This window comes from Streptomyces sp. NPDC058401 (assembly GCF_042722885.1).
GTDB lineage: Bacteria > Actinomycetota > Actinomycetes > Streptomycetales > Streptomycetaceae > Streptomyces.
Window position 1 is genome coordinate 1 of record NZ_JBHXKA010000130.1, and the last position, 23,287, is coordinate 23,287.

Below are 23,287 nucleotides of genomic sequence, written 5' to 3' on the forward strand. Positions count from 1 at the left end.
CGGCCGGGGTTTGTCTTTTCAGCCGTCCGGCGTTTGAGGACCGGGGTCTGGGGCGGAGCCCCAGGGGGTCCGGGCGCAGCCCGGTACCCCGCTTGCAGCCCGTCCGGCGTTTGAGGACCGGGTCAGGGCAGAGCCCTGGGAACGGGCGAAGGGCGGGTAGGGGAACTTGCCCCGCGCAGCGGCAACGGGTGCCGCGGGGAACTCCGCCCCGCGCAGCGGCGAGGGGTGCTGCGGGGAACTTGCCCCGCGCAGCGGCAAGGGGTGCTGCGGGGATGCCGCCCGGCGGCAGCGGCGAAGGGTGCTGTGGGGGACTCCGCGCCGCGCAGTGGGGTAGCGGCAGCGGCCTGGCGCTGGACCCGGTGCGGATCGCGGCCCAGCATGGGCTCCACATCCGGGTGATCGCCTTCGCAGGTCGGCCGGCCGACGGACGGACGAGGATGCCCAGGGACGACATGACGCGCACGCCCTTGAGTGAGCCGATGCGGCTGTTCCTCCAGGTGGCAGGGCTCGTGCTGGTGGCGGTCCTCGCCGTGCTGGGGGCCGCCGTGTACGGGCTCACGGCTCTCGACTCCAAGGGGGAGATCGCCCTCGACGTGGCCGACGTAGAAGGGACGTGGACCGCCGAGGACGGTAGTGGTGCCCGCCTGGTCATACGGCGGGACGGGTCGGTGGAGCTTTCGAAGGAGGCGCAGATCATGGACTGCGCCGCGCTGATGTGGGCCGACGGCCGGGTGGCGAAGGGGACGTGGGCGTTCGGTGACTCCGACGATCCGCGGATGGTGTTCGTCAAGGCGAGGGGTTCGGCGCCGGGCGATGCGTGTTCCTTCGACTTCAGGGTCGTCGACGGGGGCGACCGGACCTCCGGGCTGCGGCACGCCTACGTACGGGGTGGGGATCCGGACTGAGGCGTACTTCCGCTCCCGGCTCCGCCGTGCCCACACTCGATGTGCGCTCGGCGACGCGCGCCGAGGCGGAGGAGGTTGTCGTGTTAGTGAGGAAACTGGCCGCTGTCGGAGTGGGCGTGGTCGTCGCGGTGGGCCTGAGCAGCGCACCGGCGAGTGCGTCGCCGTCGAGCTCCGCCTTCCAGGACCGGTCCGTGCCCCAGAAGTGTCTGGACTTCCGGGCCGACTTCGGGCCGTACGTCACGACGTGCAACTACGAGGCCTACCAGGTCTGGTACTGGGACAACGAGATCGCGTACACCGCCATGCGGCAGCGGGCGACCAAGCTGTGTCTCACGCTGCGCAACGGCCAGCCGACCATGAAGGCCTGTTCCGCCGCCGACCAGGCGGCGCTGTGGGCCATCGACGACACGTCGACCGCGGGTGCGCTGATCAAGAACAAGGTGAGCCACACCTGTCTCGCGCGGACGGCGAACGACCGCGTCAACGCCGCGACGTGCACCGGGGGTGCCTCGCAGCGGTGGGACGTCATCAACGGCCTGTGATCGCGCTTGCCTGCCAGGTGTGACCGCCCGGGTGGGAGAGGTACTGGCCACAGCCCTCGCCGCCGGCGACCGCCGGGCAGTCGGGGAGGGAGAGGACCGCGTCCCCGGGCCAGCGGGCCCATAGCGCGTGTCCCGGGGCCGGGCCCTCGTGGAGTACGTCCATGTGCGGCCTGGTGTGCTGCCGCAGGGAGCACCGCAGTTCCGGTCCGGCGTCCAGTATCTGCCGGAGGATGCGGGGGCGTTCCGCCAGCGCGTCCAGGTGTGTGGCGGACAGTGCGCCGGAGGCGTCGCACGTGCCGGTCATGTGATGCCGCCGCGGGCCGCGGCGAGCGCCAGGCAGCAGGTCCAAGCGGCCGCCCCCAGCGTTACGGCCACGGCCGCGGCCTCCTCGGCCGTACGGGATTCCAGTAGGGCGTGCAGGGCCCGTACGGCGGCCCGCCGTGCCAGGGCTGCGTCGAGCAGGGTACGGAACCGGGCCCGGTAGGCGGGGTCCGACTCGATCCGTCGCAGTTCCGCGAGGGGGTCGCCGCTCACAACAAGCCCTCCGCGCTGCGCGCGTTGCGCCGCGCCGTCTCCGCGCGGAGCCGTTCCATCGGGTCGGCGGGCCGGACGTTCCGAGGCTCCGCCTCCCACTCCGGCCCGCCGCGCACGGGCCGCAGCGCCCAGTAGGGGCCGGCGAGCCCCCGGAACTCCCCGACCCGGTCGCCGCGGCTCGTGTCCACCACGAGGGTTCCGGGGGCGGGAGGGTAGTCCGCTTCGTGCATGTCGGTGCCTCTCCGTAGCTGTTCCACTACCAAGCGAGTTCAGCGTGACTTAGAGTCGGATGGTCTTCAACTTGCGCAATCTGTCGGGGGAGTTGGGTGATCTTCGTTGAACCGGAAAGAGCTGGACCCCGAAAAATCCCCGAGAGCGGCGTTTGGTCAGCGTCTGCGGGCGCTGCGCGATGAACGTGGTTGGACGCAGGACGAGCTCGCGGAGCGGATGGGGTGCTCCGGGTCGCATATTTCCGCGGTGGAAACTGGTCGGCGTTCCCCAACTCCACACTTTGCGGCAAGTGGTGACAGGGTGTTCGGGACCGGGGACCGGCTTGAACGCCAGAGCCGGGCCGTGCGCAGTACGGCGCTCCTGGAGGGATTCCCGGAGTACGTTTCGCACGAGGCGCGGGCAGCGGAGATCCGGCTCTACGAAGTCGGCGTCATGCCGGGCATCCTTCAGACGCCCCAGTACGCGACAGCCCTCAATGAACGGGCTGTCGAGCGCGGCGCGAGCACCGCTGAGCAGGCGGAGGAGCGGATCGCGCTCGTAGCGGGCAGGCAGGCGGCGCTTCTCCGGACGCCCTCGCCGCTGGTCTTCGTGGTGCTGGACGAGAGCTGCCTGCTTCGGCCCGTGGGTGACCCGGCCATCATGGATGCCCAGTTGGCCAAGCTGATCGACTTCGCGGCGCTACCGAACACGGTGCTCCAGATCGCTCGGTTCGATATGGGGGACCGGCGTCCACTCAGCTTGCCGCTCTACATCCTGACCATGCAGAACCGCTCCCTGGTTTCCTATGCGGAGTCCGCCCAGCGGGGTCAACTCGAAAGGGACAGCTCCTCTGTTGTGCCCTTGCTGACCGCCTACCATCAGCTTCAGGCCGAGGCCACGTCGCAAGCCGAATCGGTGGCCTTGATCCATCAGCTACGAAAGGGCACCTCGTGACGACCGAAACCCCCCGCTGGTTCACGTCCTCCTATAGCGAGAACGGTGGCGCGTGCGTCGAGGTCGCCATCAACCTCGCCGCCTCGCACGGTGTCGTGCCGGTCCGTGACTCGAAGCTCTCGGCGAGCCCCGTGCTCGACGTCTCCGCCGCCGCCTTCGCGGCCTTCCTCGACGGCGTCAAGGCCGTCTGACAGCCCGCCGGGCCCCGGGTGGTGAACTCGGGGCCCGGCCCGGCTACACCGCCGACCGCGGCAGGCGGCGTTCCCACGTGCGGTGGAAGAGGACCTCGTCGCCCTCCCGGCAGACGACCTCGTTCGAGGTCAGGAAGCCGCCCTCGTCGCAGGTGATTTCCGAGCGGGTTGCCACCGAGACGTCCCAGCCCAGTTCCGGGCGGTGCAGGCGAACCGTCCAGGTGGAGTGGGTGCGGGCGGAGAGGGGGTCCGACTCCTGGATTTCGTAGATCTCCAGGGCGTCTTCGCTGAATTCGAGGCCGTCGGGGTAGACCCGGGTGCCGCCGTAGCGGGGGTCTACCTCCAGGCGCCAGAGGCCGCGGGCGACGTCGCGTACGACCAGGCGTTCCGGGCGGGGGGCGTCCAGGGTCTCCGGGTACGAGACGCCCAGCGGCTCCGATTGTTCCGGGGCTTCGAAGAGGATCGGGTCGGTGCCGTCGGCGGACGGGTCGCGGATGGGGAGTTCCACCGCGCTGCCAGCCGGGTCCAGGGTCCAGCCCGCCTCCGAGCCGGCCCTCGGCCAGATCCATGGCCAGTAGGCGGAGGAGAGGGCGACGCGGATGCGGTGGCCGGGCGGGAAGGAGTGGCCGATGCCGTTCAGCTCGAAGGCCACGTCCTCGTACGAGCCCACCGGCCACGGGACCGCCTTGTCCCGGCCCTGTCGGGACGAGAGGTTGAGCGCGCCGCGGGTGACCAGGGTGGAGGAGCCGTCGGGGGCCACGTCGCAGAGGCGGGCCACTACCTGGCCGTACGGGACGTCCATGCGCAGGCGCAGGCGGACCACCGGGCGGCCCAGGATTTCGACCGGGGCGGAGGCGTCGCCGACGGGGAATTCGAAGCAGGCCGACTTCGCGTCCTCCTCGCGCTGGTCGGGAGGGAGGTCGGCGTCGTTGCCGAAGGGGAAGAAGCGGCCCGCGTCGAGGCCGGTGTGCTGGGGGGAGGCGACGACCACCGGGGCGCCCTGGAAGGCGTAGGTGACGGGGTCGACGTTCGGTGAGGGCCAGGACGGGTCGCCGACCCAGCGGCCCGGCAGGGTCGGGTAGGTGGTCGCGGGCGGGTGGGACTCGGAGATCCAGGAGCGGAGGAGGGGTTCGGACATGACCCCGGTGTCCTTGCCCTTGAGCCAGTGGTCCCACCAGCGCAGGGTCTCCTGGAGGAAGCCGATCGCGGGGCCCGGCGGCAGTCCCCGGTCGGGGTACTGGTGCGACCAGGGGCCGATCAGGCCGCGGACCCGGTCGGCGGGCAGGGCCGAGACCAGGCGGAGCACGGTGTCGCGGTAGGGGTCGTGCCAGCCGCCGACGGCCAGGACGGCCGCGCCGATCGCGGAGTAGTCCTCGCAGACGGAGCCGTGGCGCCAGTACGCGTCGCGGGTCTGGTGGGAGAGCCAGGTGTGGAGGAGGGGTTCGACCGCGCCCAGGCGGGAGAGCCACTGGTCGCGCCAGCCCTCGCCCGCGTAGAGCGGGTCCGGGGGGCGGGAGGCGAAGGCGAGCATGGTCGCCGCCCACGCGTGCATGTCCACGGCGAGGAGGGAGCCGCCCATGTAGTGCACGTCGTTGTCGAAGCGGTCGTCCGTGGAGCAGACCGTGACGACGGCCTTGAGGGGCTCGGGGGCGAGCGCGGCGATCTGGAGGCTGTTGAAGCCGCCCCAGGAGATGCCGAACATGCCGACCGAGCCCGTGCACCAGGGCTGGGCCGCGAGCCATTCGACGACCGCGACCCCGTCGGCGAGTTCCTGGGCGTCGTACTCGTCGCCCGGGTCGCCGCCGCTGTTGCCGTGGCCGCGCACGTCGACCCGTACGGAGGCGTAGCCGTGGCCCGCGTACCAGGGGTGGCGCTGCCAGTCGCGCGGGGCGGTCCAGTCGGTGAGGCGGTACGGGAGGTACTCCAGGAGGGCGGGGACCGGCTCGTCGGTGACCGGGCGCCAGATGCGGGCGTAGAGGTGGGTGCCGTCCCGGAGGGGGATCCGGACGTCCTCGTGGGTGGTCCCGTAGGGGAAATCGGTTCGGATGATCATCGAGGCTCTCTCGCCAATCGCCTGGGGGCGGTCAGTGAACAAGGGGCGTCAGTGACAGCCGGGGTCAGTGGGCGGCCGGGGTCAGTGGACGGGGTGCATCGTGCGCTTGAGCCACGGGGCGGCCGCGATCACCGCGAGCCCCACGGCCACCGCGATGGCGCCGTTGACGCCGAAGTAGGCGGGGTGGGAGACCTGGTCGTAGAGCTTGACCACCTGCGCCTGGATGCCGTTGGCCAGCGCCAGGGACAGGAACCACAGGGCCATGGTCTGGCTGGCGAAGGCCTTCGGGGCGAGCTTCGTGGTGGCCGACATGCCGGAGGTTTCGAGCAGGATGTCGCCGAGTCCGAGCAGCAGGTAGGAGCCGATGATCCACCAGGCGGCCATCTTGTACGTGTCGTCCGTGTGCCCCGAGGTCGGGATGACCATCAGGAGGAAGGACAGGCCGCCCAGGATCACGCCGATGGCGATCTTGTTGGAGGCGTGCGGCTGCCGGCGGCCCATCCGGACCCACAGCGCGGCGACGACCGGGGCCAGCAGCACCTCGAAGGCGCCGAGCGCGGAGGCGTACCAGCCGGCCGGGAAGGTGAAGCCGAGGATCTCGGTGCGGGCGTTCGTCGAGGCGAGCAGCATCATCGTCGAGTACGCCTGGAAGAGGATGAAGTTGAAGGCCACCGAGGCGAGGAAGAGGACGACGTACGGGCGCAGGCGTCCCCGTTCGGCGGGCGTCACCCGGTCGCTGCGGAACATGATCGCGAAGTAGACGATCGGCGCGATCACCGAGACCAGGGTGAGCAGGTCGACGAACCGGTCCATCGTCAGCCAGCCCAGTACCGCCAGAAGGGTGGCGAGGGCGGCGAAGACCACGATGCCGCCAATGATCTTGATCACGGCCGCGCGCATCGCGTCGGGCGCGAGCGCGAACTCGGCGGAGTGCTTGCGCCCCGCCAGGTGGCGGCGGCCGAGCACGTACTGGATCAGGCCCGCGGTCATGCCGATGGCGGCGGCCGAGAAGCCCCAGTGCCAGCCCTCGTGCTCGCCGAGCCAGGAGGTGATCAGGGGGCCGGCGAAGGCGCCGATGTTGATGCCCATGTAGTAGAGGGCGAAGCCGGCGTCGCGCCGGTCGTCGTCCGTCTTGTAGAGCTTGCCGACCATGCTGGCCACGTTCGGCTTCAGCAGGCCGGTGCCGGCGCTGATCAGGCCGAGGCCCACCCAGGTCATGGCGGCGGTCGGCACGGCCATGGCGTAGTGGCCGCAGGCGATCAGGATGCCGCCCCAGAGCACGGCGCGGTACGAACCGAGGATCCGGTCGGCGAGCCACCCGCCGGCGACGGAGACGAGGTAGACCATGGTCCCGTAGGCCGCAGAGACGGAGGCCGCGGTGCCCGGGTTCATCCCCAGGCCGCCGTTGGCGACCGAGTCCGCGAAGTAGAGGACGAGGATGGCCTGCATGCCCAGGAACGAGAAGCGCTCCCAGACCTCCAGCCCGGAGAGCGTGGCAAGGCCCCTCGGGTGTCCGAGGAAGGCGTGGTCGTCCCCGGGCGGCGGCTGGTCGGCCTCCGGGTCGGACGAGTCGTCTATATCGGCAGCAGTTCTGGACAAAACGCATTCTCCGGTTGTTTCGGCTGCTCTAGAACATACCGGGGCGCATGGGGCGCCGCCCGGCCGGTAGGGTGCCCGTGGCCGGACGGGTGCCCTGGGTGATCGAAAACAGACCGGATACGCTGGCTTGAGTGATGGCAGCGACACATCGACAATCCGTGTGATCGTCAAGGTGATCGTCAGCAGACAGGAGTACCCCTCGTGACCGTCGTCGGGCCGTTCGGACTGAGCGTGCGGGACCAGGCTCTTGAGACCGATGTCCAGGCCGGACTGGCCGCCGTCGAGGCGGGTCTGCTGGAAGCCACCAAGAGCGAAGTCCCCTTCATCACCGAGGCCGCACAGCACCTGGTCCGCGCCGGCGGCAAGCGCTTCCGGCCGCTGCTGGTGATGCTCGCGTCCCGGTTCGGCGATCCCTACGCACCCGGGATCGTCCCCTCCGCCGTGGTCGTGGAGCTCACCCACCTGGCAACGCTCTACCACGACGACGTCATGGACGAGGCGGACGTGCGCCGCGGCGTGGAGAGCTCCAACGTCCGCTGGGGCAACTCCGTGGCCGTCCTGACGGGTGACTTCCTGTTCGCCCGCGCCTCGCACATCCTGGCGGACCTCGGCCCCGAGGCCGTACGGGTCCAGGCCGAGGCGTTCGAGCGGCTGGTGACGGGCCAGATCCTGGAGACGGCCGGCCCGCGCGACGGCCGCGACCCCGTCGAGCACTACCTCGACGTCATCGCCGGCAAGACCGGCTCGCTGATCGCGGTCTCCGGCCGCTTCGGCGCCATGATGTCCGGCGCCGACGAGTCGGTCGTCGACATCCTGACCCAGTACGGCGAGCGGCTCGGCACCGCCTTCCAGCTCGCCGACGACGTCCTCGACATCGCCTCCGACACGCACGAGTCCGGCAAGACCCCCGGCACCGACCTGCGCGAGGGCATCCCGACGCTGCCGGTCCTGCGGCTGCGCGAGATGGCCGCCCAGGGCGGCGACCCCGAGGACCTGGAGCTCGTACGGCTCCTGGACGGGGACCTGACGGACGACGCCCGGCACGCCGAGGTGCTCGCCCGGCTGCGGGTCCACCCGGCCCTGGAGCAGGCCCGCAGGGACACCGTGCGGTACGCCGAGGAGGCGCGGGCCACGCTGGCCCCGCTGCCCGAGTGCTTCGCGAAGTCGGCGCTGGTGGAGCTGTGCGACGCCGTGGTGCACCGCGCGGGCTGACGGGCCGAAGACACGACCGAAGGCAGGACCGAAGGCAGGGGCGAGGGCCCGGCAACCCCTACGGGTAGGGGAGGCCGGGCCCTCGTCATGTCATCCCTGGGGCGTACGCACAGTTGGCTCCGGGGGCTGACGCCCCGACCCCCACTTCTTTGGTCAGATAGAGGCACATCCCCACCAGATCGGGTGAGAGTGGCGGCGAGGGGTGGACGTGTACACGTTGGACGGGTAGGTCGCCGCCGTACACACAGAGGTAGGGCAGACAGACATGGCAACGAACGCAAAGACCCGCAAGGCCGCTCGGTACGCCGTACCGGTCGCGGTGTTCGGTGTGGTCGCCGGCACGATCGCGATGGTTCCGGCCTTCGCGAACGCCGGGGGACCGGACCTTCCGAAGGTGACGGCACAGCAGCTCATCGAGAAGATCGCGGCCTCGGACGTGCAGCAGCTGTCCGGCAGCGCCAAGATCAGCACGGACCTGGGACTGCCGAGCCTTCCGGCCGGCCTGCTGGGCGGCGGTGGCGGCGTGACCGGCGGCTCCGCGGACCCGCAGGACAAGCTCGCCCAGCTGGCGAGCGGCACCCACACCTTCCGCGTGGCCGCGGACGGCCCGGACCGCCAGAAGCTCACCTTCGTCGACGGCAAGGACGAGTACAGCCTCGTCCACAACGGCGACGACGTCTGGGGATACGACTCCAAGTCGAAGGAGGTCTTCCACGAGAAGGCCCCCACCGACGGGGGCAAGGGCGACAAGGGCTCCGACCGCAAGGCCGGCGAGCTCGGCGCTTCCCCGCAGGAGATCGCCCAGGAGGTCCTGAAGGCCGCCGGGACGACCACCGACATCAGCGTCGGCGACACGGCCCAGGTGGCCGGGCGCGACGCCTACCAGCTGGTCCTGAAGCCGAAGGGGAACGGTTCGACGGTCGCCTCGGTGAAGATCGCGGTCGACGGGAAGAACGGCGTGCCGCTGCGCGTGCAGGTCCTCTCCACCGACGGCGGCAAGCCGATCGTGGACGCGGGCTTCACCAAGGTGGACTTCTCCAAGCCCGCCGCCGACACCTTCGCCTTCACCCCGCCCAAGGACGCCAAGGTGACCGAGGGCGCGGCCGGCGAGCACGGCAAGGACGGCAAGGACTCCAAGGACGGCAAGGACAAGGGTCTGGGCGCGCTGGAGTCCATCCCGGGTCTGGGCGGTCTGACCGGCGGCGCCGACGGCGCCAAGGGCGAGCCGAAGGTCCTCGGCGAGGGCTGGACCTCGATCGCCCGCATCGAGACCGGCGCGACCGGCACCCTCAAGGGCATGGACGACGCGGCCAAGGACAAGAACGCGCCCAAGGGGGCCGCGCAGTTCCTCGACTCCCTCGGGGAGAAGGTCTCCGGGAAGTTCGGCGAGGGCCGCGTCCTGAAGACCCGCGTGGTCAACGCGCTGATCACGGACGACGGCAAGGTCTACGTCGGCGCGGTCACCAAGGCCGAGCTGGTCAAGGCGGCCGACGCCAACAAGTAACCGAAGCCCAAGCCGGCACCTGGCCGGGGCGGCTGACCGAGGGTGGGCAGGGACTGTGTCCCTGCCCACCCTTGTGCCGTTCCGGCCCTGTGTACAGCGGCCCCGCTGTACCGTGAAACGCATGTCGAGACACGTCACCATCCGCCTGGAAGAAGAGTTCCACGAACGCCTGAAGGCGCGAGCGGCGGCCCTGGGCACGACGGTCACCGCGCTGATCACCGAAGTCACGGAACGCGAGCTCGACGAGGACCGGAAGAACTTCCTGTCCGGGATAGAGGAGTTCGCCGACCACTGGGGCTACTTCCAGGAGCGGTTCGGGCATTGAAGATCACCATGGAGTGGGCCTGGACAGCCCTGGCCCACCATCTCCCGTCCGATCCCGCCGTGTGGGATCCCTCCGGAGTGGCCGCCGCCGTGGCCCGGCACCAGAACGACCTCGTCCTGGTCCCCGAACAGCCCGCCCCGGACACCGCGTGGCGGGCCGCGGCGTTTCTGCACACCCTCGCCGTGTGCCCGGCGCTGGAATCCCCGATGAACGAGTTCTACGCCGCCGCCGCCACCCGCTCGTACCTGCGGGTCGCCGGGGCCAAGCAGCTGCCGTCGCCCGAGGAGCTGGGCGACCTGGTGGAGGCCGCGAAGCTGGGGCACGCCGATGTCGCGGCGGTCGCGGAGGAGCTGCGGGCCCGGATCCAGGAGCCGCTGTCGGCCTCGCTGCGGGGCCGGGCGCAGGAGTCGTAGAACGGCCGGGCGCAGGGCTCGTAGAACGGCCGGGGGCTCCGACGCGATCCGGTCGGGATCGCGCCGGAGCCCCCTGGGGCCTGCCGGATCAGAAGGTGATCTTCCAGCTGTTGATGTAGCCCACGTCCTGCGCGGCCGCGTCCTTGACCCGGAGGTTCCAGACGCCGTTGGCGACCTCGGAGGAGGCGTTGACCGTCACGGACTTGACGATGTTGTCCGCGCTGCCGCCGGTGCGGTTGTGCAGGTTGTACACGGTGCCGTCGGGGGCGACCAGGTCGACCACCAGGTCACCGCTGTAGGTGTGGACGATGTTCACGTCGACCTTGGTGGTGGCCGGCGCGTTGCCCGTGACGCCCGAGACCGTGATCGGCGAGTTCACCGCGGCGGCGGGGGAGTCCGGGATCGTGACGTCCGCGGTGTTCTCGAAGGACTTGCCCGGCGGGACCGGGGTGGACGCCCCGAGGTTCCAGATCGCGTAGGCGATGGCGTCGGAGTTGCGGTCCAGGGCGGTGTCGTTGATGTTCGCCGTGGTGTCGCAGGAGGCGTGGTAGCAGCGGTCGAAGGCCTGACCGGAGGTGCCGCCCCACTTCGTGGCCTGGGCCGCCGTCTTGGTGTAGTCGGCGCCGGAGAACAGGCCGCCGACCGGGATGCCGGCGCTCTTGAACGGGGCGTGGTCGGAGCGGCCGTCGCCCTCGGTCTCGATCTCCGTGGAGACGCCGATGCCCGCGTAGTAGTTCTTGAAGGTCTGCTCGATGGTCGGGTCGTCGTCGTAGACGAAGTAGCCCGGGTTCGGCGAGCCGATCATGTCGAAGTTCAGGTAGCCGGAGATCTTCGACTTCTCCGCGGCCGGCAGGTTGTTGACGTAGTACTTCGAGCCGATCATGCCCAGCTCCTCCGCGCCCCACCAGCCGAAGCGCAGGTGCTTCGTGGGCTGGAGCTGCGCGCGGGAGACGGCGAGCGCCACTTCCAGGATGCCGGCCGAGCCGGACCCGTTGTCGTTGATGCCGGGGCCCGCGTTGACCGAGTCGAGGTGCGAGCCGGACATCAGGACCGAGTTGGGGTCGCCGCCCGGCCAGTCGGCGATCAGGTTGTAGCCGGTGGCACCGCTGGAGGTGAAGGTCTGCAAGCTGGTCGTGAAACCGGCCGCGTCCAGCTTGGCCTTCACGTAGTCGATCGAGGCCTTGTAGCCGGCCTTGCCGTGGGCGCGGTTGCCGCCGTTGGCCGTGGCTATCGACTGCAGCTGCGTCAGGTGCGCCTTGACGTTGGCGATGGGAATGTCGGGCGGTGTGGGCGCTGCGGCGACCGAGGTCGGCGTGGCGAGCGCGGCGGGGGCGGTGGCGGAGAGGAGGCCGGCGACCGCGAGGGCGGTCACGGCGGCCAGACGCCGGGAGACGGACAGGCTCATGTGGGGGCTCCGGGATTCCGTACTGGGGATGTGTGCGGAAACGTGCGGGGTAGAACAAGTGAGCAACGTGCGTCAGTGCGAGCCTGATGGTCAGTGAGAGTGTGATGGTCCGTCAAGACCTCAATCCGGTCACACCCGTTCGGAAAGCGGACGGAGCCGCCCCTGAGGCCGTGGCGGGAGCACACTGGGGGGATGAACGTGAACGAAGAGACCCGTGCGGCGGTCGTCGAGGCCCAGTGGATCGACCGGCGGCGGGTATGGGCGGACAGCCTGGAGCGCCGCGGACCCACGGTCCCGTGCCTCGGCACCCTCGCGGTGCTGGAGACGGCCCACGCGGACCCGCTCCTGCGCCAGCTGTACCCGTACACGAGCCATGGCCACGTGCACTTCAGCAGCACGACCCGCTTCCCCTACGAGGTGGCGGTCCCCTTCGTGATCCCGCTGCCCGACGGGCGCTTCCGCGTCATGCGGCGCGACCCCTCGGGGCAGATCGGCGAGGTCGCCACGGCCGGGGAGGCGGTGGCCCTGGTGGTGGCGCACGTACCGCCGCGCCTGCGGCTCGCCGCCACGGGGCTGCCGATGGAGGCGTAGGCCGGGGGCTCCGAGGGATCCGGGAGCTCCGGGGGCTCCGGGGCGGACATGCGGACGGGCGCGTCCGAAGACGCGCCCGTCGGTGTCCGAGGCCCCGGCGCCGCTGCTACGCGGTCTCGCGCGCCGGCGTCGGGAGGGCCGAGGGCAGCGGCGCCGGCAGGGGCCCCGCCAGGGTGTCGAGGCGCAGGGCGCGGGCGCGGTGGGCGGTGCGCAGGGCGTCCCAGGTGAGGATCGAGAGGGCGACCCAGACCAGGGAGAAGCCGGCCCAGCGCGCGGGCGGCATGGCCTCGTGGAAGTAGAGGACGCCGAGGCCGAACTGGAAGATCGGGGCCATGTACTGGAGCAGCCCGAGGGTGGACAGCGGGACCCGGATCGCGGCGGCGCCGAAGCAGATCAGCGGGATCGCGGTGACCAGCCCGGCCGAGGCCAGCAGGGCGGCGTGGCCCGGACCCTGCGCGGTGAAGGTGGACTCGCCCCGCGCGCCGAGCCACAGCAGGTAGCCGAGGGCGGGCAGGAACATGATCACGGTCTCGGCGGTCAGCGATTCCAGGCCGCCCATGCCGAGCTGCTTCTTGATCAGCCCGTACAGGGCGAAGGAGAAGGCCAGGATCAGCGAGATCCACGGCGGCCGCCCGTACCCGACGGCGAGGACCAGCACGGCGGCGACGGCGATCCCGACCGCGGCCCACTGCGTGCGGCGCAGGCGCTCGCCGAGGACCAGGACGCCGAGCGCGATGGTGACGAGGGGGTTGATGAAGTAGCCGAGGCTCGCCTCGACGACCGCGCCGTTGTTGACGGACCAGATGTAGACGCCCCAGTTCACGGTGACCAGGGCGGCGGCCAGCGCGGTGAGGGCGAGCTTGCGCGGCTGGCGCACCAGCTCCGCCACCCAGGCCCAGCGCCGCAGGGCCAGCAGGGCCACGGCGACCACGGCCAGGGACCACACCATGCGGTGGGCGAGGATCTCGATCGCTCCGGCGGGCTGGAGGAGCGGCCAGAAGAGGGGAACGATCCCCCACATCCCGTACGAGGCGAATCCGTAGAGCAACCCCGTGCGCTGGTCGTTCTCTGCCTTCACGGGACCTCCAGAGCTACTTCAAGCCAACCTGACGACGGTAGCGCCGCCCGCGCCGAAAGTCATTAGTCTCAGGCGAGATGCTCATGACACTTGGGTGGCCGGCCGGCGGCCGGGACACGCCGAAGCCCGGACCCTCCAGGGAGGTCCGGGCTTCGGCGGCGTGCGGGGTGCGGCTCAGCCGACGACGGTCCAGGTGTCGTTCCCGCTCAGCAGCGCGCCCAGGTCGCCCTTGCCGCTGCGGTCCACGGCCGTCTCCAGCTGCTCGGCCATGAGCGTGTCGTAGACGGGCCGGCGCACGTTGCGGAACACCCCGATGGGCGTCTGGTGCAGCGTGTCCGGGTCGGCCAGCCGGGACAGCGCGAACGCGTTGGTCGGGGAGGCCGAGGAGGCGTCGTGGACCAGGATCCGGGACTCGTTCTCGGGGGTCACGGTCACGACCTCCAGGTCGCCGGTGGCCGCGTTGCGCACGACGCCCTTGGCGTTGTCGACGCCGAAGCGGATCGGCTGCCCCTGTTCGAGGCGGATCACCGCCTCCTGGGCCTGCTCGTGGTCCTTGAGGACCTCGAAGGCGCCGTCGTTGAAGATGTTGCAGTTCTGGTAGATCTCCACCAGCGCCGTGCCCTCGTGGGCGGCGGCCGCGCGCAGCACCTCGGTGAGGTGCTTGCGGTCGGAGTCGACCGTACGGGCCACGAAGGAGGCCTCCGCGCCGATCGCCAGCGACACCGGGTTGAAGGGCGCGTCGAGCGAGCCCATCGGGGTCGACTTGGTGATCTTGCCGACCTCGGAGGTGGGGGAGTACTGCCCCTTGGTCAGCCCGTAGATCCGGTTGTTGAACAGCAGGATCTTGAGGTTGACGTTCCGCCGCAGGGCGTGGATCAGGTGGTTTCCGCCGATGGAGAGCGCGTCCCCGTCACCGGTGACCACCCAGACCGACAGGTCGCGGCGCGAGGTGGCGAGCCCGGTGGCGATCGCCGGGGCGCGGCCGTGGATGGAGTGCATCCCGTACGTGTCCATGTAGTACGGGAACCGCGAGGAGCAGCCGATGCCCGAGACGAAGACGATGTTCTCCTTCGCCAGCCCCAGCTCCGGCATGAAGCCCTGGACGGCGGCGAGCACCGCGTAGTCGCCGCAGCCGGGGCACCAGCGGACCTCCTGGTCCGACTTGAAGTCCTTCATCGACTGCTTGGCGGCCGCCTTGGGCACCAGCGAGAGCAGGGTGGGGCTGTCGGTCACCTCAGTCATTGATGGCCTCCTTGAGATGGTTGGCGAGCTGCTCGGCCTTGAACGGCATGCCGTTCACCTGGTTGTACGACGCCGCGTCGACCAGGTACTTCGCCCTGATGAGGGTCGCGAGCTGCCCGAGGTTCATCTCCGGCACCACTACCTTGTCGTAACGCTTCAGGACCTCGCCCAGATTCCTCGGGAAGGGGTTGAGGTGGCGCAGGTGGGCCTGCGCGATGGGGAGCCCGGCGAGCCGCAGGCGGCGTACGGCGGCCGTGATCGGCCCGTACGTGGAGCCCCAGCCGATCACCAGGGTCCGCGCGCCGTCCGGGTCGTCGACCTCCAGGTCGGGGACCAGGATGCCGTCGATCTTGGCCTGGCGGGTGCGGACCATGAACTCGTGGTTCGCCGGGTCGTACGAGATGTTGCCCGTGCCGTTCTGCTTCTCGATGCCGCCGATCCGGTGCTCCAGCCCCGGCGTGCCCGGGACCGCCCACGGGCGGGCCAGGGTCTGCGGATCGCGCTTGTACGGCCAGAAGACCTCGGTGCCGTCCGCCAGCTCGTGGTTGGGACCGGCCGCGAACTGCACCTTGAGGTCCGGCAGGTCCGCCACGTCCGGGATCCGCCAGGGCTCGGAGCCGTTGGCGAGGTACCCGTCGGAGAGCAGGAACACCGGGGTCCGGTAGGTCAGCGCGATCCGGGCCGCGTCCAGCGCTGCGTCGAAGCAGTCCGCCGGCGTGCGCGGGGCCACGATCGGCACCGGGGCCTCGCCGTTGCGCCCGTACATGGCCTGGAGCAGGTCGGCCTGCTCCGTCTTGGTCGGCAGACCGGTCGACGGGCCGCCGCGCTGGATGTCCACGATCAGCAGCGGCAGCTCCAGGGAGACCGCGAGGCCGATGGTCTCGGACTTCAGGGCCACGCCCGGGCCCGAGGTGGTGGTCACGGCGAGCGCGCCGCCGAAGGCCGCGCCCAGGGCCGCACCGATGCCGGCGATCTCGTCCTCGGCCTGGAAGGTGCGCACGCCGAAGTTCTTGTGCTTGCTCAGCTCGTGCAGGATGTCCGAGGCCGGGGTGATCGGGTACGAGCCCAGGTAGAGCGGCAGATCCGCCTGCTGCCCGGCTGCGATCAGCCCGTAGGACAGGGCCAGGTTCCCGGAGATGTTGCGGTAGGTGCCGGTCGGGAAGGCGCGGGTGGCCGGGGCCACCTCGTAGGAGACGGCGAAGTCCTCGGTGGTCTCGCCGAAGTTCCAGCCGGCCCGGAAGGCGGCGACGTTCGCCTCCGCGATCTGCGGCTTCTTCGCGAACTTCTGCCGCAGGAACTTCTCGGTGCCCTCGGTGGGCCGGTGGTACATCCAGGACAGCAGCCCGAGCGCGAACATGTTCTTGCTGCGCTCGGCCTCCTTGCGGGAGAGCCCGAAGTCCTTCAGCGCCTCGACCGTGAGGGTGGTCAGCGGCACCGGGTGGACGTTGTAGGCCTCCAGCGAGCCGTCTTCCAGCGGGGAGGTGTCGTAGCCGACCTTGGCCATCGGGCGCTTGGTGAACTCGTCGGTGTTGACGATGATCTCCGCGCCGCGGGGCACGTCCGCGATGTTCGCCTTCAGCGCCGCCGGGTTCATCGCCACCAGGACGTTCGGGGCGTCGCCCGGCGTCAGGATGTCGTGGTCGGCGAAGTGCAGCTGGAAGGACGAGACGCCGGGGAGGGTGCCGGCGGGCGCCCTGATCTCGGCCGGGAAGTTGGGCAGCGTCGAGAGGTCGTTGCCGAAGGAGGCGGTCTCCGAGGTGAAACGGTCACCGGTGAGCTGCATGCCGTCACCGGAGTCACCCGCGAAGCGGATGATCACCCGATCGAGTCGGCGCACTTCCTTCGTCACGGGGTCCCCGGGCTCTCCGCCATGGGCTCCGGCGTCTCCATTGAGGCCCGGATGACCTGCGGGTTCGCCGTTCGGGCCCGGGGACGTCCGCTGCTCGCCGACGACTGCGCCTTCGGCCCCGTCGGACTGTTCGGCTGGGCTACTGACCTGGCTGGTCACTGAACTGGACCTCCTTCGAGGCGTGAGCACTGCCCAAGGTCAACCCTACGACCGTAGGGATCGCTTCCCCGGGGTGCTCAGTTTCTGGACCGCCCCTTCGGCGGTCTGTCCGAATCCGGCCTTACCTGACAGAGTGTCAGTTGATCAAGATCTTAGGTAGGTGAGAACGGCCAGCACGCGCCGGTGATCCCCGTCACTGGGCGACAGGCCCAGCTTCATGAAGATGTTGCTGACGTGCTTCTCCACCGCGCCGTCGCTCACCACCAGCTGCTTGGCCACCGCGGAATTGGTCCGCCCCTCGGCCATCAGCCCCAGCACCTCGCGCTCGCGCGGGGTCAGCCCCGCCAGCACGTCCTGCTTGCGGCTGCGGCCGAGCAGCTGCGCCACGACCTCCGGGTCCAGGGCGGTACCGCCCCGGGCCACGCGGACGACGGCGTCGAGGAACTCGCGCACATCGGCCACCCGGTCCTTCAGCAGGTACCCCACCCCGGTACTGGAGCCGGCCAGCAGCTCGGTGGCGTACTGCTCCTCCACGTACTGGGACAGCACGAGCACACCTATGCCGGGGTGATCGCGCCGCAGCCGCACCGCGGCCCGCACGCCCTCGTCCGTGTGCGTCGGCGGCATCCGCACATCGGCCACCACCACGTCCGGCAGCGCGTTCTCCGCCGCCAGCTCCGCCACCGTCTTGATCAGGGCTTCCGCGTCCCCGACGCCTGCGACGACGTCATGCCCCCGGTCGGTCAGCAACCGGGTCAGGCCCTCACGCAGCAGCACTGAATCCTCGGCGATGACCACCCGCACCCTGTCTTCCACGACTTTGCCGCTCCCGCGTCCACTCACTCAAGCCCCGTTGTCCCTGACTCAGCCAAGCATCCCAGTCTTGAGCCCGGATGTAGCCGGAGCGCGATCAACGCGCACCCCAGGAACGGCTGTTTCCAGCCCCGGCGGCACTTTCCGCGCGCCCGCTCCCCAAAGTCAGGGCTTTGGCCCCCGGCGCGAGGGGGCGAACGGCACCCGCCGCGGGAGGCCGGCGACGTGCGGACATGCCACCGCACGGACACCCCTTGCGGGGCATCCGTGCGGTCGGTCGGTCGGTCGGCCGGTCACCGGTGGCGGATATGCGGCCTGCTCGACGTCCGCTTCCTCACATGGCGCGCCAGGGGAGTTCCGCCGTGACGGTCGTGCCGCCACCCGCGGGGGAGTCCACGACCAGCAGCCCGTCCACGGCATCGAGCCGCTCGGCCAGCCCCGCCAGCCCCGAACCGGCCGGAGCGCCGGCTCCGTCCGCGTCCGCCCCGCCCACCCCGTCGTCGGAGACCTGGATCAACAGCCGGTCCCCGGACTTCCACACGTCGACCCCGGCCGTACGGGCCCTCGCGTGCTTGCTCACGTTCTGCAGCAGCTCCGACACCGTGAAGTACGCGATCCCCTCGATCGCCGCCGCCGGCCGCGCGGGCAGATCCACCGCCACCCGTACCGGCACCGCGCACCGGGAGGCCACCGAGGACAGCGCCGCGTCCAGCCCCCGGTCGGTCAGTACCGCCGGGTGGATCCCGCGGGCCAGGTCCCGCAGCTCCTGCAGGGCGATCTTCACTTCCCCGTGCGCCTCGTCCACCATCCGGGCGGCGGCCCGCGGGTCCTCCGTCAGCTTGTCCTTCGCCATGCCCAGGTCCATCGCCAGCGCCACCAGCCGGGCCTGCGCCCCGTCGTGCAGATCGCGCTCGATGCGCCGCAGGTCCGCCGCCGCCGTGTCGACCACGACACCCCGGTCGGACTCCAGCTCACTGACCCGGTGCGCCAGCCGCGACGGCCCGAGCAGCCCGCAGACGAGCAGCCGGTCCACGGTGGTCAGGGCCCGCACCACCCAGGGGGTGGCGAGGGTGAGCACGAGCCCGGTGCCGCAGGCCGCCGCGATCGCGACCGGGGAGTCCAGATAGAAGGTGTAGGAATCGCCGTTCTGGAAGAGCTGCAGCCCCGGCTGATCGGTGAAGGCCGGGAACACCCAGAACCAGAGCGGGTACAGCAGCATGGCCCACCCGTAGGCCCAGAACGTCAGGGCCACACAGAAGGCGAACACCGCCCACGGGAAGTGGATCACCGAGTACAGCACGTGCCGCCAGGCGCTCCCGCTCTTGAGCAGCGCCGCCATCCCGGAGATCGCCCCGCCCTTCGCCGCCCGGATCGGCGCCGGCTCGGCGATGTCCTGACCGAGCATGCCGCGCACCCGGGCCCGCTCCACGCGCCCGAACCCGCGGCACATGGCCAGCACCCCCGCCAGCACCGGAACCCCGAGGAAGGTGACGAGCAGCCCGGCGCCGAGGCTGACACCGGCGATGGCGAGCGAGAAGTACAACGTGCTGAGCGGCAACCCCACCACCAGGTACCCGAACTCCCGCCAGGCCCGCCCCTGCAAAGGAGCCCGCACCACCCCGCCCATACCGCTGCCCCTGCTACCCATGTCGCTGCCCCGCCCTTCCTCCACTGTGTCCCCCAACCCTCCCGCGCACCCCCACCCGAAACCATCCGGCATGTCGGCCTCTCCCCCGGGGGGTTAACCCCACCCCGGCCGACGCGGGGGGCGACGCGGGGGCGGGGGTCGGGGTCGGGCGGGTCGGGCTCGGGCCGGCGGCTCCGGCCATCGGAGCCGTTGCCTGGACGCCGAGCCGAATCCCCTACCCGCCCTTCGCCCGTTCCCTGGGCTCCGCCCAGACCCGCGCCTCAAACGCCGGCGGGGCTGGACGGCCCGGAGGGCGATCCAGCCCCTGCCCGGCCCATCCAGCCCCAGAAGTCCTGCACACATGCGCATGCGCCGACCAAATCCAGCCCCGCCGGAGCAGTCCCACATATGCGCCCTGACGCCGCCCCCATTCCAGCCTCGCCGGCGTTTGAGGCGCGGGGGTCCGGGGCCTGGTCCCCGGGTACGGCGCCGCACCCGCTCACGGCGGGCACTCCGTCCGGCCCCGTCGGGCAGCTCCGACCCTGCCGGGCACCTTCGCCCTGCCGGGCAGCTCCGGCCCTGCCGGGCAGCTCCGGCCCTGCCGGGCAATGCCGGTCCCGCCGGGTGAATCCAGCGCGCCGATGTGCCCGCACGTGTCTGCTGACGTCGCCCCAATTCCAGCCTCGCCGGCGTTTGAGGCGCGGGGGTCCGGGGGCTGGTCCCCGGGTACGGCGCCGCACCTGCTCCCGGCGGGCACTCCGTCCGGCCCCGTCGGGCACCTCCGCCCCGTCGGGCACCTTCGCCCCGCCGGGCAGCTCCGGCCCCGTCGGGCACCTTCGCCCCGCCGGGCACCTCCGCCCCGCCGGGCAACACCGCCCCCGCCGGGTAAACCCAGCCCCGCCGGCGCTTGAGGCGCAGGATCCGGGGGCCGGCCCCCGGAAACGGCGCGGCGTCCGCTCACGGCGGGCACCGCACCGCGGGCGCGGCCGGCAGGGTCAGGCCGGGCTCAGCGGAGGGTTCGCTCCCGCCACGGCAGCTCCGCCGTGACCACGGTGCCCGCCCCCTCGGGCGACTCCACCACCAGCACGCCGTCGACCGCGTCGAGCCGCTCGCCCAGCCCCGCCAGCCCCGACCCGGCCAGGGTATTCGCGCCGCCCCGCCCGTCGTCCGACACGCGGATCAGGAGCCGCCCGTCGGCGGAGCCACCCGTGCGCCACACCTCGACCTCCGCGCACCGAGCGCCCGGCCCCGCGTGCTTGCTCACGTTCTGCAGGAGCTCCGAGACCACGAAGTATGCGATCCCCTCGATCGCCTCCGCCGGCCGCGCCGGCAGGTCCACCGCCACCTTCACGGGAACCAGGCACCGCGACGCCACCGAGGACAGCGCCGCGTCCAGCCCCCGGTCGGTCAGTACCGCCGGGTGGATCCCGCGGGCCAGGTCCCGCAGCTCCTGCAGGGCGATCTTCACTTCTCCGTGCGCCTCGTCGACCATCGCCGCCGCCCCCTCGGGGTCCTCCAGCAGCTTCTCCTTCGCCAGGCCCAGCCCCATCGCCAGCGCCACGAGCCGGGCCTGCGCCCCGTCGTGCAGGTCGCGTTCGATGCGCCGCAGGTCCGCCGCCGCCGTGTCGACCACGACACCCCGGTCGGATTCCAGCTCGGCGATGCGCCGCTCCAGTTCGTCGGAGGGGGACAGCAGGCCCCGTACCATCGCCCGGTCCACGTTCGCGAGCCCCCGGACCACCCACGGCAGCACCGGCCACAGCACGAAGAGCCCGGTCAGCGCCACGGTGAAGGTGAGCACCGCCCACGGCAGCCGGATCAGCTCGAACAGCACGGTCCGCCAGGCCACCGGGTCCTTGAGGCTCGCCCACAGCCAGGGGAAGAACCCGCCCGACCGGCCCGGCCCGGGCATCGGCGTCGGCTCGTCGACCCGTACGCCCAAGAGGTCGCGCGCCCGCGCCCGTTCCAGCCGTCCCAATTGGCGAGACACGAACAGGCCGCATGCGAACAGCGGCAGACCGATCGCGGTCACGGACAGTCCGCCCGCGGTCGACACCATCACCACCGTGTAGACGAACCCGATGAGGGCGGCGGGCAAATTGCTCAGCAGGTAGGCGATTTCCTTCCACGTCACGGCATCGAAGGGTGCGCGTACGGGCGGAGGAGCGCCGTCGTCGGGGGTGTGCTTGCTCGCGGTCATGCGCCCACCCTGCCAAGCCCGGGGCACCTCGTGCCATGGGGTAGCCGGGCCGAGGTAAACGGGGGATAACCCCACCCCGTGGAGCCCAGGCCCTAGACTCCCGTCCGTACCAGATCAACCTGATCGTCGACAGTGGCCGAGGAACGAGGAACGGACGTGCCCGAACCAACGGTATCGACCGTATCCGTGCTCGCCGCGGACTACTTCCGTACGTATTCGGTCGTCGGCCTCCTGGCCGCGCTCGGTGTGCTCTTCGTGGCGGTGGCGTTCGGCGCCAACCGACTGCTGAGCCCGTCCGTCCCGACCCGCGAGAAGCTGCTGACCTACGAGTGCGGCGTGGACCCCGTGGGCGAGGGCTGGGCGCACACCCAGGTCCGCTACTACGTCTACGCGTTCCTCTACGTCATCTTCGCCGTCGACTCGATCTTCCTCTTCCCCTGGGCGACGGTGTTCGCCGCCGCCGGTTACGGCGCCACGACGCTGGTGGAGATGTTCATCTTCCTCGGCTTCCTGGCCGTCGGCCTGCTCTACGCGTACAAGAAGGGCGTCCTCGAATGGCTGTGACCCCGGCCGGTACCCCGGCCGTGCCGTCGGAGCCGCAGCTGCTCCCGGAGCCGAAGCGGCTGGGCGTGCTGTCCCGCCTCGCGCCCGAGCCCATGAAGGTGGTCCTCAACTGGGGCCGCCGCTACAGCCTGTGGGTCTTCAACTTCGGCCTCGCCTGCTGCGCGATCGAGTTCATCGCGGCCTCGATGGCCCGCCACGACTTCATCCGGCTCGGCGTCATCCCCTTCGCCCCCGGCCCGCGCCAGGCGGACCTCATGATCGTCTCCGGCACGGTGACGGACAAGATGGCCCCGGCCGTCAAGCGGCTGTACGAGCAGATGCCCGAGCCCAAGTACGTCATCTCCTTCGGCGCCTGCTCCAACTGCGGCGGCCCGTACTGGGACTCGTACTCGGTGACCAAGGGCGTCGACCAGATCATCCCGGTCGACGTCTACGTCCCCGGCTGCCCGCCCCGCCCCGAGGCCCTCCTCCAGGGCATCCTCAAGCTCCAGGAGAAGATCGCCCGCGAATCGCTGGCGGACCGCTACGCGAACACGCCCGCGCCGTCCCCGGCGCAGCTCACGAGCGGCCTGGTCTCTCCTCCCCCCGCTCCCTCCTCCACCCCCGCTCCTTCCTCCACCCCCGCTCCCGGGACGGACGCGTGAACCTCTACGACTCCCTCCCCGACGCGGCGGGAACGGTCTTCGGCGAGGAAGCCGTCGGCTCCTTCGCGTACTCCGTCCTCACCGTCGACGTCCCCACCGCGAGCTGGATCCCCGCGCTGGAGATCGCCCGCGACAAGCTGGGCTGCACCTACTTCGACTGGCTGAGCGCGGTGGACGAGCCGGGCACCGGCTTCCGCATCTGCGCGCACGTGGTCTCCCTGGAGAACCACCGCGTACGCCGCCTCCTGCTGCGCACCACCGTCCCGCACTCGGCGCCCTCCCTGCCCTCCGCCGTCGCCGTCTACGCCGGCGCCGAATGGCACGAGCGCGAGACCTTCGAGATGTTCGGGGTCGTCTTCACGGACCACCCCAACCTGGTGCCGCTGCTCCTCCCCGAGAACTTCGAGGGCCACCCGCTGCGCAAGGACTTCGTCCTCGCGGCGCGCGTCGCCAAGGCCTGGCCCGGCGCGAAGGAGCCGGGCGAGGCACACGACCCGGACGCCCCGAAGCGCCGCCAGATGCTCCCGCCGGGCGTACCCGACCCCAACGACTGGGGCCCGATGAAGGGCCAGCTCCCCCCGGCCCCCACCCGCCCCGCCCGCACCCCCCGCGCCGCGGCCGGCGCCGCGGGCGCCCGCCCGGCCCGCACCCCGCGCGCGGCGGCCGGCACGCC

24 protein-coding genes are annotated in these 23,287 nt (G+C 71.2%); 12 read left to right on the plus strand and 12 right to left on the minus strand.

Features of this window, described 5'->3' with window-relative positions; all coding sequences use genetic code 11:
• The first annotated feature begins 452 nt into the window (after positions 1-452).
• Positions 453-905 carry a hypothetical protein gene (locus ACFWNV_RS32560; protein ID WP_383954027.1) on the plus strand — a complete coding sequence of 151 codons (453 nt, stop codon included), beginning with the start codon at positions 453-455 and terminating at the stop codon, positions 903-905.
• Positions 906-985: 80 nt separating this feature from the next.
• A complete protein-coding gene (locus ACFWNV_RS32565; RefSeq protein WP_383954029.1) occupies positions 986-1,447 on the plus strand; it encodes a ricin-type beta-trefoil lectin domain protein in 462 nt (153 codons plus the stop codon).
• Here ACFWNV_RS32565 and ACFWNV_RS32570 read toward each other — a convergent pair.
• The 3 genes from ACFWNV_RS32570 to ACFWNV_RS32580 are packed head-to-tail and all read right to left on the minus strand — an operon-like array spanning position 1,434 to position 2,211.
• Positions 1,434-1,751 (minus strand): hypothetical protein, encoded by a 318-nt coding sequence (locus ACFWNV_RS32570; RefSeq protein WP_383954031.1) that lies wholly within the window; start codon positions 1,749-1,751, stop codon positions 1,434-1,436. The genes ACFWNV_RS32565 and ACFWNV_RS32570 overlap by 14 nt on opposite strands.
• On the minus strand, positions 1,748-1,981 hold the full coding sequence (locus ACFWNV_RS32575) for a hypothetical protein (protein WP_383954033.1): 234 nt from the start codon (positions 1,979-1,981) through the stop codon (positions 1,748-1,750). The genes ACFWNV_RS32570 and ACFWNV_RS32575 overlap by 4 nt, the downstream gene beginning before the upstream one ends.
• A complete protein-coding gene (locus ACFWNV_RS32580) occupies positions 1,978-2,211 on the minus strand; it encodes a hypothetical protein (protein WP_383954035.1) in 234 nt (77 codons plus the stop codon). Before ACFWNV_RS32580 ends, ACFWNV_RS32575 begins: the two co-directional genes overlap by 4 nt.
• 106 nt (positions 2,212-2,317) lie before the next feature.
• Between ACFWNV_RS32580 and ACFWNV_RS32585 the strand changes: the two genes are divergently transcribed.
• Positions 2,318-3,145 (plus strand): helix-turn-helix domain-containing protein, encoded by an 828-nt coding sequence (locus ACFWNV_RS32585; RefSeq protein ID WP_383954037.1) that lies wholly within the window; start codon positions 2,318-2,320, stop codon positions 3,143-3,145.
• The gene (locus ACFWNV_RS32590; RefSeq protein ID WP_383954039.1) at positions 3,142-3,336 is read left to right on the plus strand and encodes a DUF397 domain-containing protein; all 195 of its coding nucleotides are present in this window, start codon (positions 3,142-3,144) and stop codon (positions 3,334-3,336) included. Before ACFWNV_RS32585 ends, ACFWNV_RS32590 begins: the two co-directional genes overlap by 4 nt.
• A 43-nt stretch (positions 3,337-3,379) precedes the next feature.
• Here the strand turns inward: ACFWNV_RS32590 and ACFWNV_RS32595 are convergent, their stop codons facing one another.
• Together ACFWNV_RS32595 and ACFWNV_RS32600 are read right to left on the minus strand one after the other, a co-directional pair.
• Positions 3,380-5,389: a CocE/NonD family hydrolase gene (locus ACFWNV_RS32595; RefSeq protein ID WP_383954041.1), complete on the minus strand. Its 2,010-nt coding sequence runs from the start codon at positions 5,387-5,389 to the stop codon at positions 3,380-3,382.
• A gap of 81 nt (positions 5,390-5,470) precedes the next feature.
• Positions 5,471-6,988, minus strand: a complete 1,518-nt coding sequence (locus ACFWNV_RS32600) for a peptide MFS transporter (RefSeq protein ID WP_383954043.1) — start codon at positions 6,986-6,988, stop codon at positions 5,471-5,473.
• A 201-nt stretch (positions 6,989-7,189) separates the two neighbouring features.
• Here ACFWNV_RS32600 and ACFWNV_RS32605 point away from each other — a divergent pair, with 201 nt between their 5' ends.
• The 4 genes from ACFWNV_RS32605 to ACFWNV_RS32620 all read left to right on the plus strand — a co-directional run bounded on the left by ACFWNV_RS32605 (position 7,190) and on the right by ACFWNV_RS32620 (position 10,442).
• The gene (locus tag ACFWNV_RS32605) at positions 7,190-8,200 is read left to right on the plus strand and encodes a polyprenyl synthetase family protein (RefSeq protein ID WP_383954045.1); all 1,011 of its coding nucleotides are present in this window, start codon (positions 7,190-7,192) and stop codon (positions 8,198-8,200) included.
• Between the two features lie 265 nt (positions 8,201-8,465).
• Positions 8,466-9,704 (plus strand): outer membrane lipoprotein carrier protein LolA, encoded by a 1,239-nt coding sequence (locus ACFWNV_RS32610; protein ID WP_383954047.1) that lies wholly within the window; start codon positions 8,466-8,468, stop codon positions 9,702-9,704.
• Positions 9,705-9,825: 121 nt separating this feature from the next.
• On the plus strand, positions 9,826-10,029 hold the full coding sequence (locus tag ACFWNV_RS32615) for a ribbon-helix-helix domain-containing protein (RefSeq protein ID WP_239516343.1): 204 nt from the start codon (positions 9,826-9,828) through the stop codon (positions 10,027-10,029).
• The gene (locus ACFWNV_RS32620) at positions 10,026-10,442 is read left to right on the plus strand and encodes a hypothetical protein (protein ID WP_383954049.1); all 417 of its coding nucleotides are present in this window, start codon (positions 10,026-10,028) and stop codon (positions 10,440-10,442) included. The genes ACFWNV_RS32615 and ACFWNV_RS32620 overlap by 4 nt, the downstream gene beginning before the upstream one ends.
• Before the next feature lie 88 nt (positions 10,443-10,530).
• On the opposite strand, the gene ACFWNV_RS32625 is transcribed toward ACFWNV_RS32620, so the two are convergent.
• Positions 10,531-11,847, minus strand: a complete 1,317-nt coding sequence (locus ACFWNV_RS32625; protein ID WP_383954051.1) for a M28 family metallopeptidase — start codon at positions 11,845-11,847, stop codon at positions 10,531-10,533.
• A 192-nt stretch (positions 11,848-12,039) separates the two neighbouring features.
• On the opposite strand from ACFWNV_RS32625, the gene ACFWNV_RS32630 reads away from it, so the two are divergent.
• Positions 12,040-12,438: a DUF6193 family natural product biosynthesis protein gene (locus ACFWNV_RS32630; protein ID WP_383954053.1), complete on the plus strand. Its 399-nt coding sequence runs from the start codon at positions 12,040-12,042 to the stop codon at positions 12,436-12,438.
• Positions 12,439-12,544: 106 nt separating this feature from the next.
• Here ACFWNV_RS32630 and rarD read toward each other — a convergent pair whose 3' ends face one another.
• The 6 genes from rarD to ACFWNV_RS32660 form a co-directional block, all read right to left on the minus strand.
• Entirely contained in the window at positions 12,545-13,516 is a 972-nt protein-coding gene (rarD, locus tag ACFWNV_RS32635; protein WP_383954055.1) for an EamA family transporter RarD, read from the minus strand.
• A gap of 174 nt (positions 13,517-13,690) precedes the next feature.
• Positions 13,691-14,758 (minus strand): 2-oxoacid:ferredoxin oxidoreductase subunit beta, encoded by a 1,068-nt coding sequence (locus ACFWNV_RS32640; protein ID WP_383954057.1) that lies wholly within the window; start codon positions 14,756-14,758, stop codon positions 13,691-13,693.
• Positions 14,751-16,766, minus strand: coding sequence for a 2-oxoacid:acceptor oxidoreductase subunit alpha (locus tag ACFWNV_RS32645; protein ID WP_383954059.1), 2,016 nt, complete (start codon positions 16,764-16,766; stop codon positions 14,751-14,753). Before ACFWNV_RS32645 ends, ACFWNV_RS32640 begins: the two co-directional genes overlap by 8 nt.
• A 144-nt stretch (positions 16,767-16,910) precedes the next feature.
• Complete coding sequence (locus ACFWNV_RS32650) at positions 16,911-17,570, minus strand: response regulator transcription factor (protein ID WP_308313410.1); 660 nt, start codon at positions 17,568-17,570, stop codon at positions 16,911-16,913.
• 343 nt (positions 17,571-17,913) lie between these two features.
• Entirely contained in the window at positions 17,914-19,227 is a 1,314-nt protein-coding gene (locus ACFWNV_RS32655) for a sensor histidine kinase (RefSeq protein ID WP_383954061.1), read from the minus strand.
• A 985-nt stretch (positions 19,228-20,212) separates the two neighbouring features.
• The gene (locus tag ACFWNV_RS32660; RefSeq protein WP_383954062.1) at positions 20,213-21,406 is read right to left on the minus strand and encodes a sensor histidine kinase; all 1,194 of its coding nucleotides are present in this window, start codon (positions 21,404-21,406) and stop codon (positions 20,213-20,215) included.
• A gap of 156 nt (positions 21,407-21,562) precedes the next feature.
• On the opposite strand from ACFWNV_RS32660, the gene ACFWNV_RS32665 reads away from it, so the two are divergent.
• From ACFWNV_RS32665 to ACFWNV_RS32675, 3 genes are all read left to right on the plus strand, one after another.
• Positions 21,563-21,970, plus strand: a complete 408-nt coding sequence (locus ACFWNV_RS32665; RefSeq protein WP_250740903.1) for an NADH-quinone oxidoreductase subunit A — start codon at positions 21,563-21,565, stop codon at positions 21,968-21,970.
• Positions 21,961-22,614 carry an NADH-quinone oxidoreductase subunit B gene (locus ACFWNV_RS32670; RefSeq protein ID WP_383954064.1) on the plus strand — a complete coding sequence of 218 codons (654 nt, stop codon included), beginning with the start codon at positions 21,961-21,963 and terminating at the stop codon, positions 22,612-22,614. The genes ACFWNV_RS32665 and ACFWNV_RS32670 overlap by 10 nt, the downstream gene beginning before the upstream one ends.
• Positions 22,611-23,287 (plus strand): NADH-quinone oxidoreductase subunit C (locus ACFWNV_RS32675; RefSeq protein ID WP_383954066.1); only part of this gene is annotated, 677 nt, incomplete at its 3' end. The genes ACFWNV_RS32670 and ACFWNV_RS32675, both read left to right, overlap by 4 nt.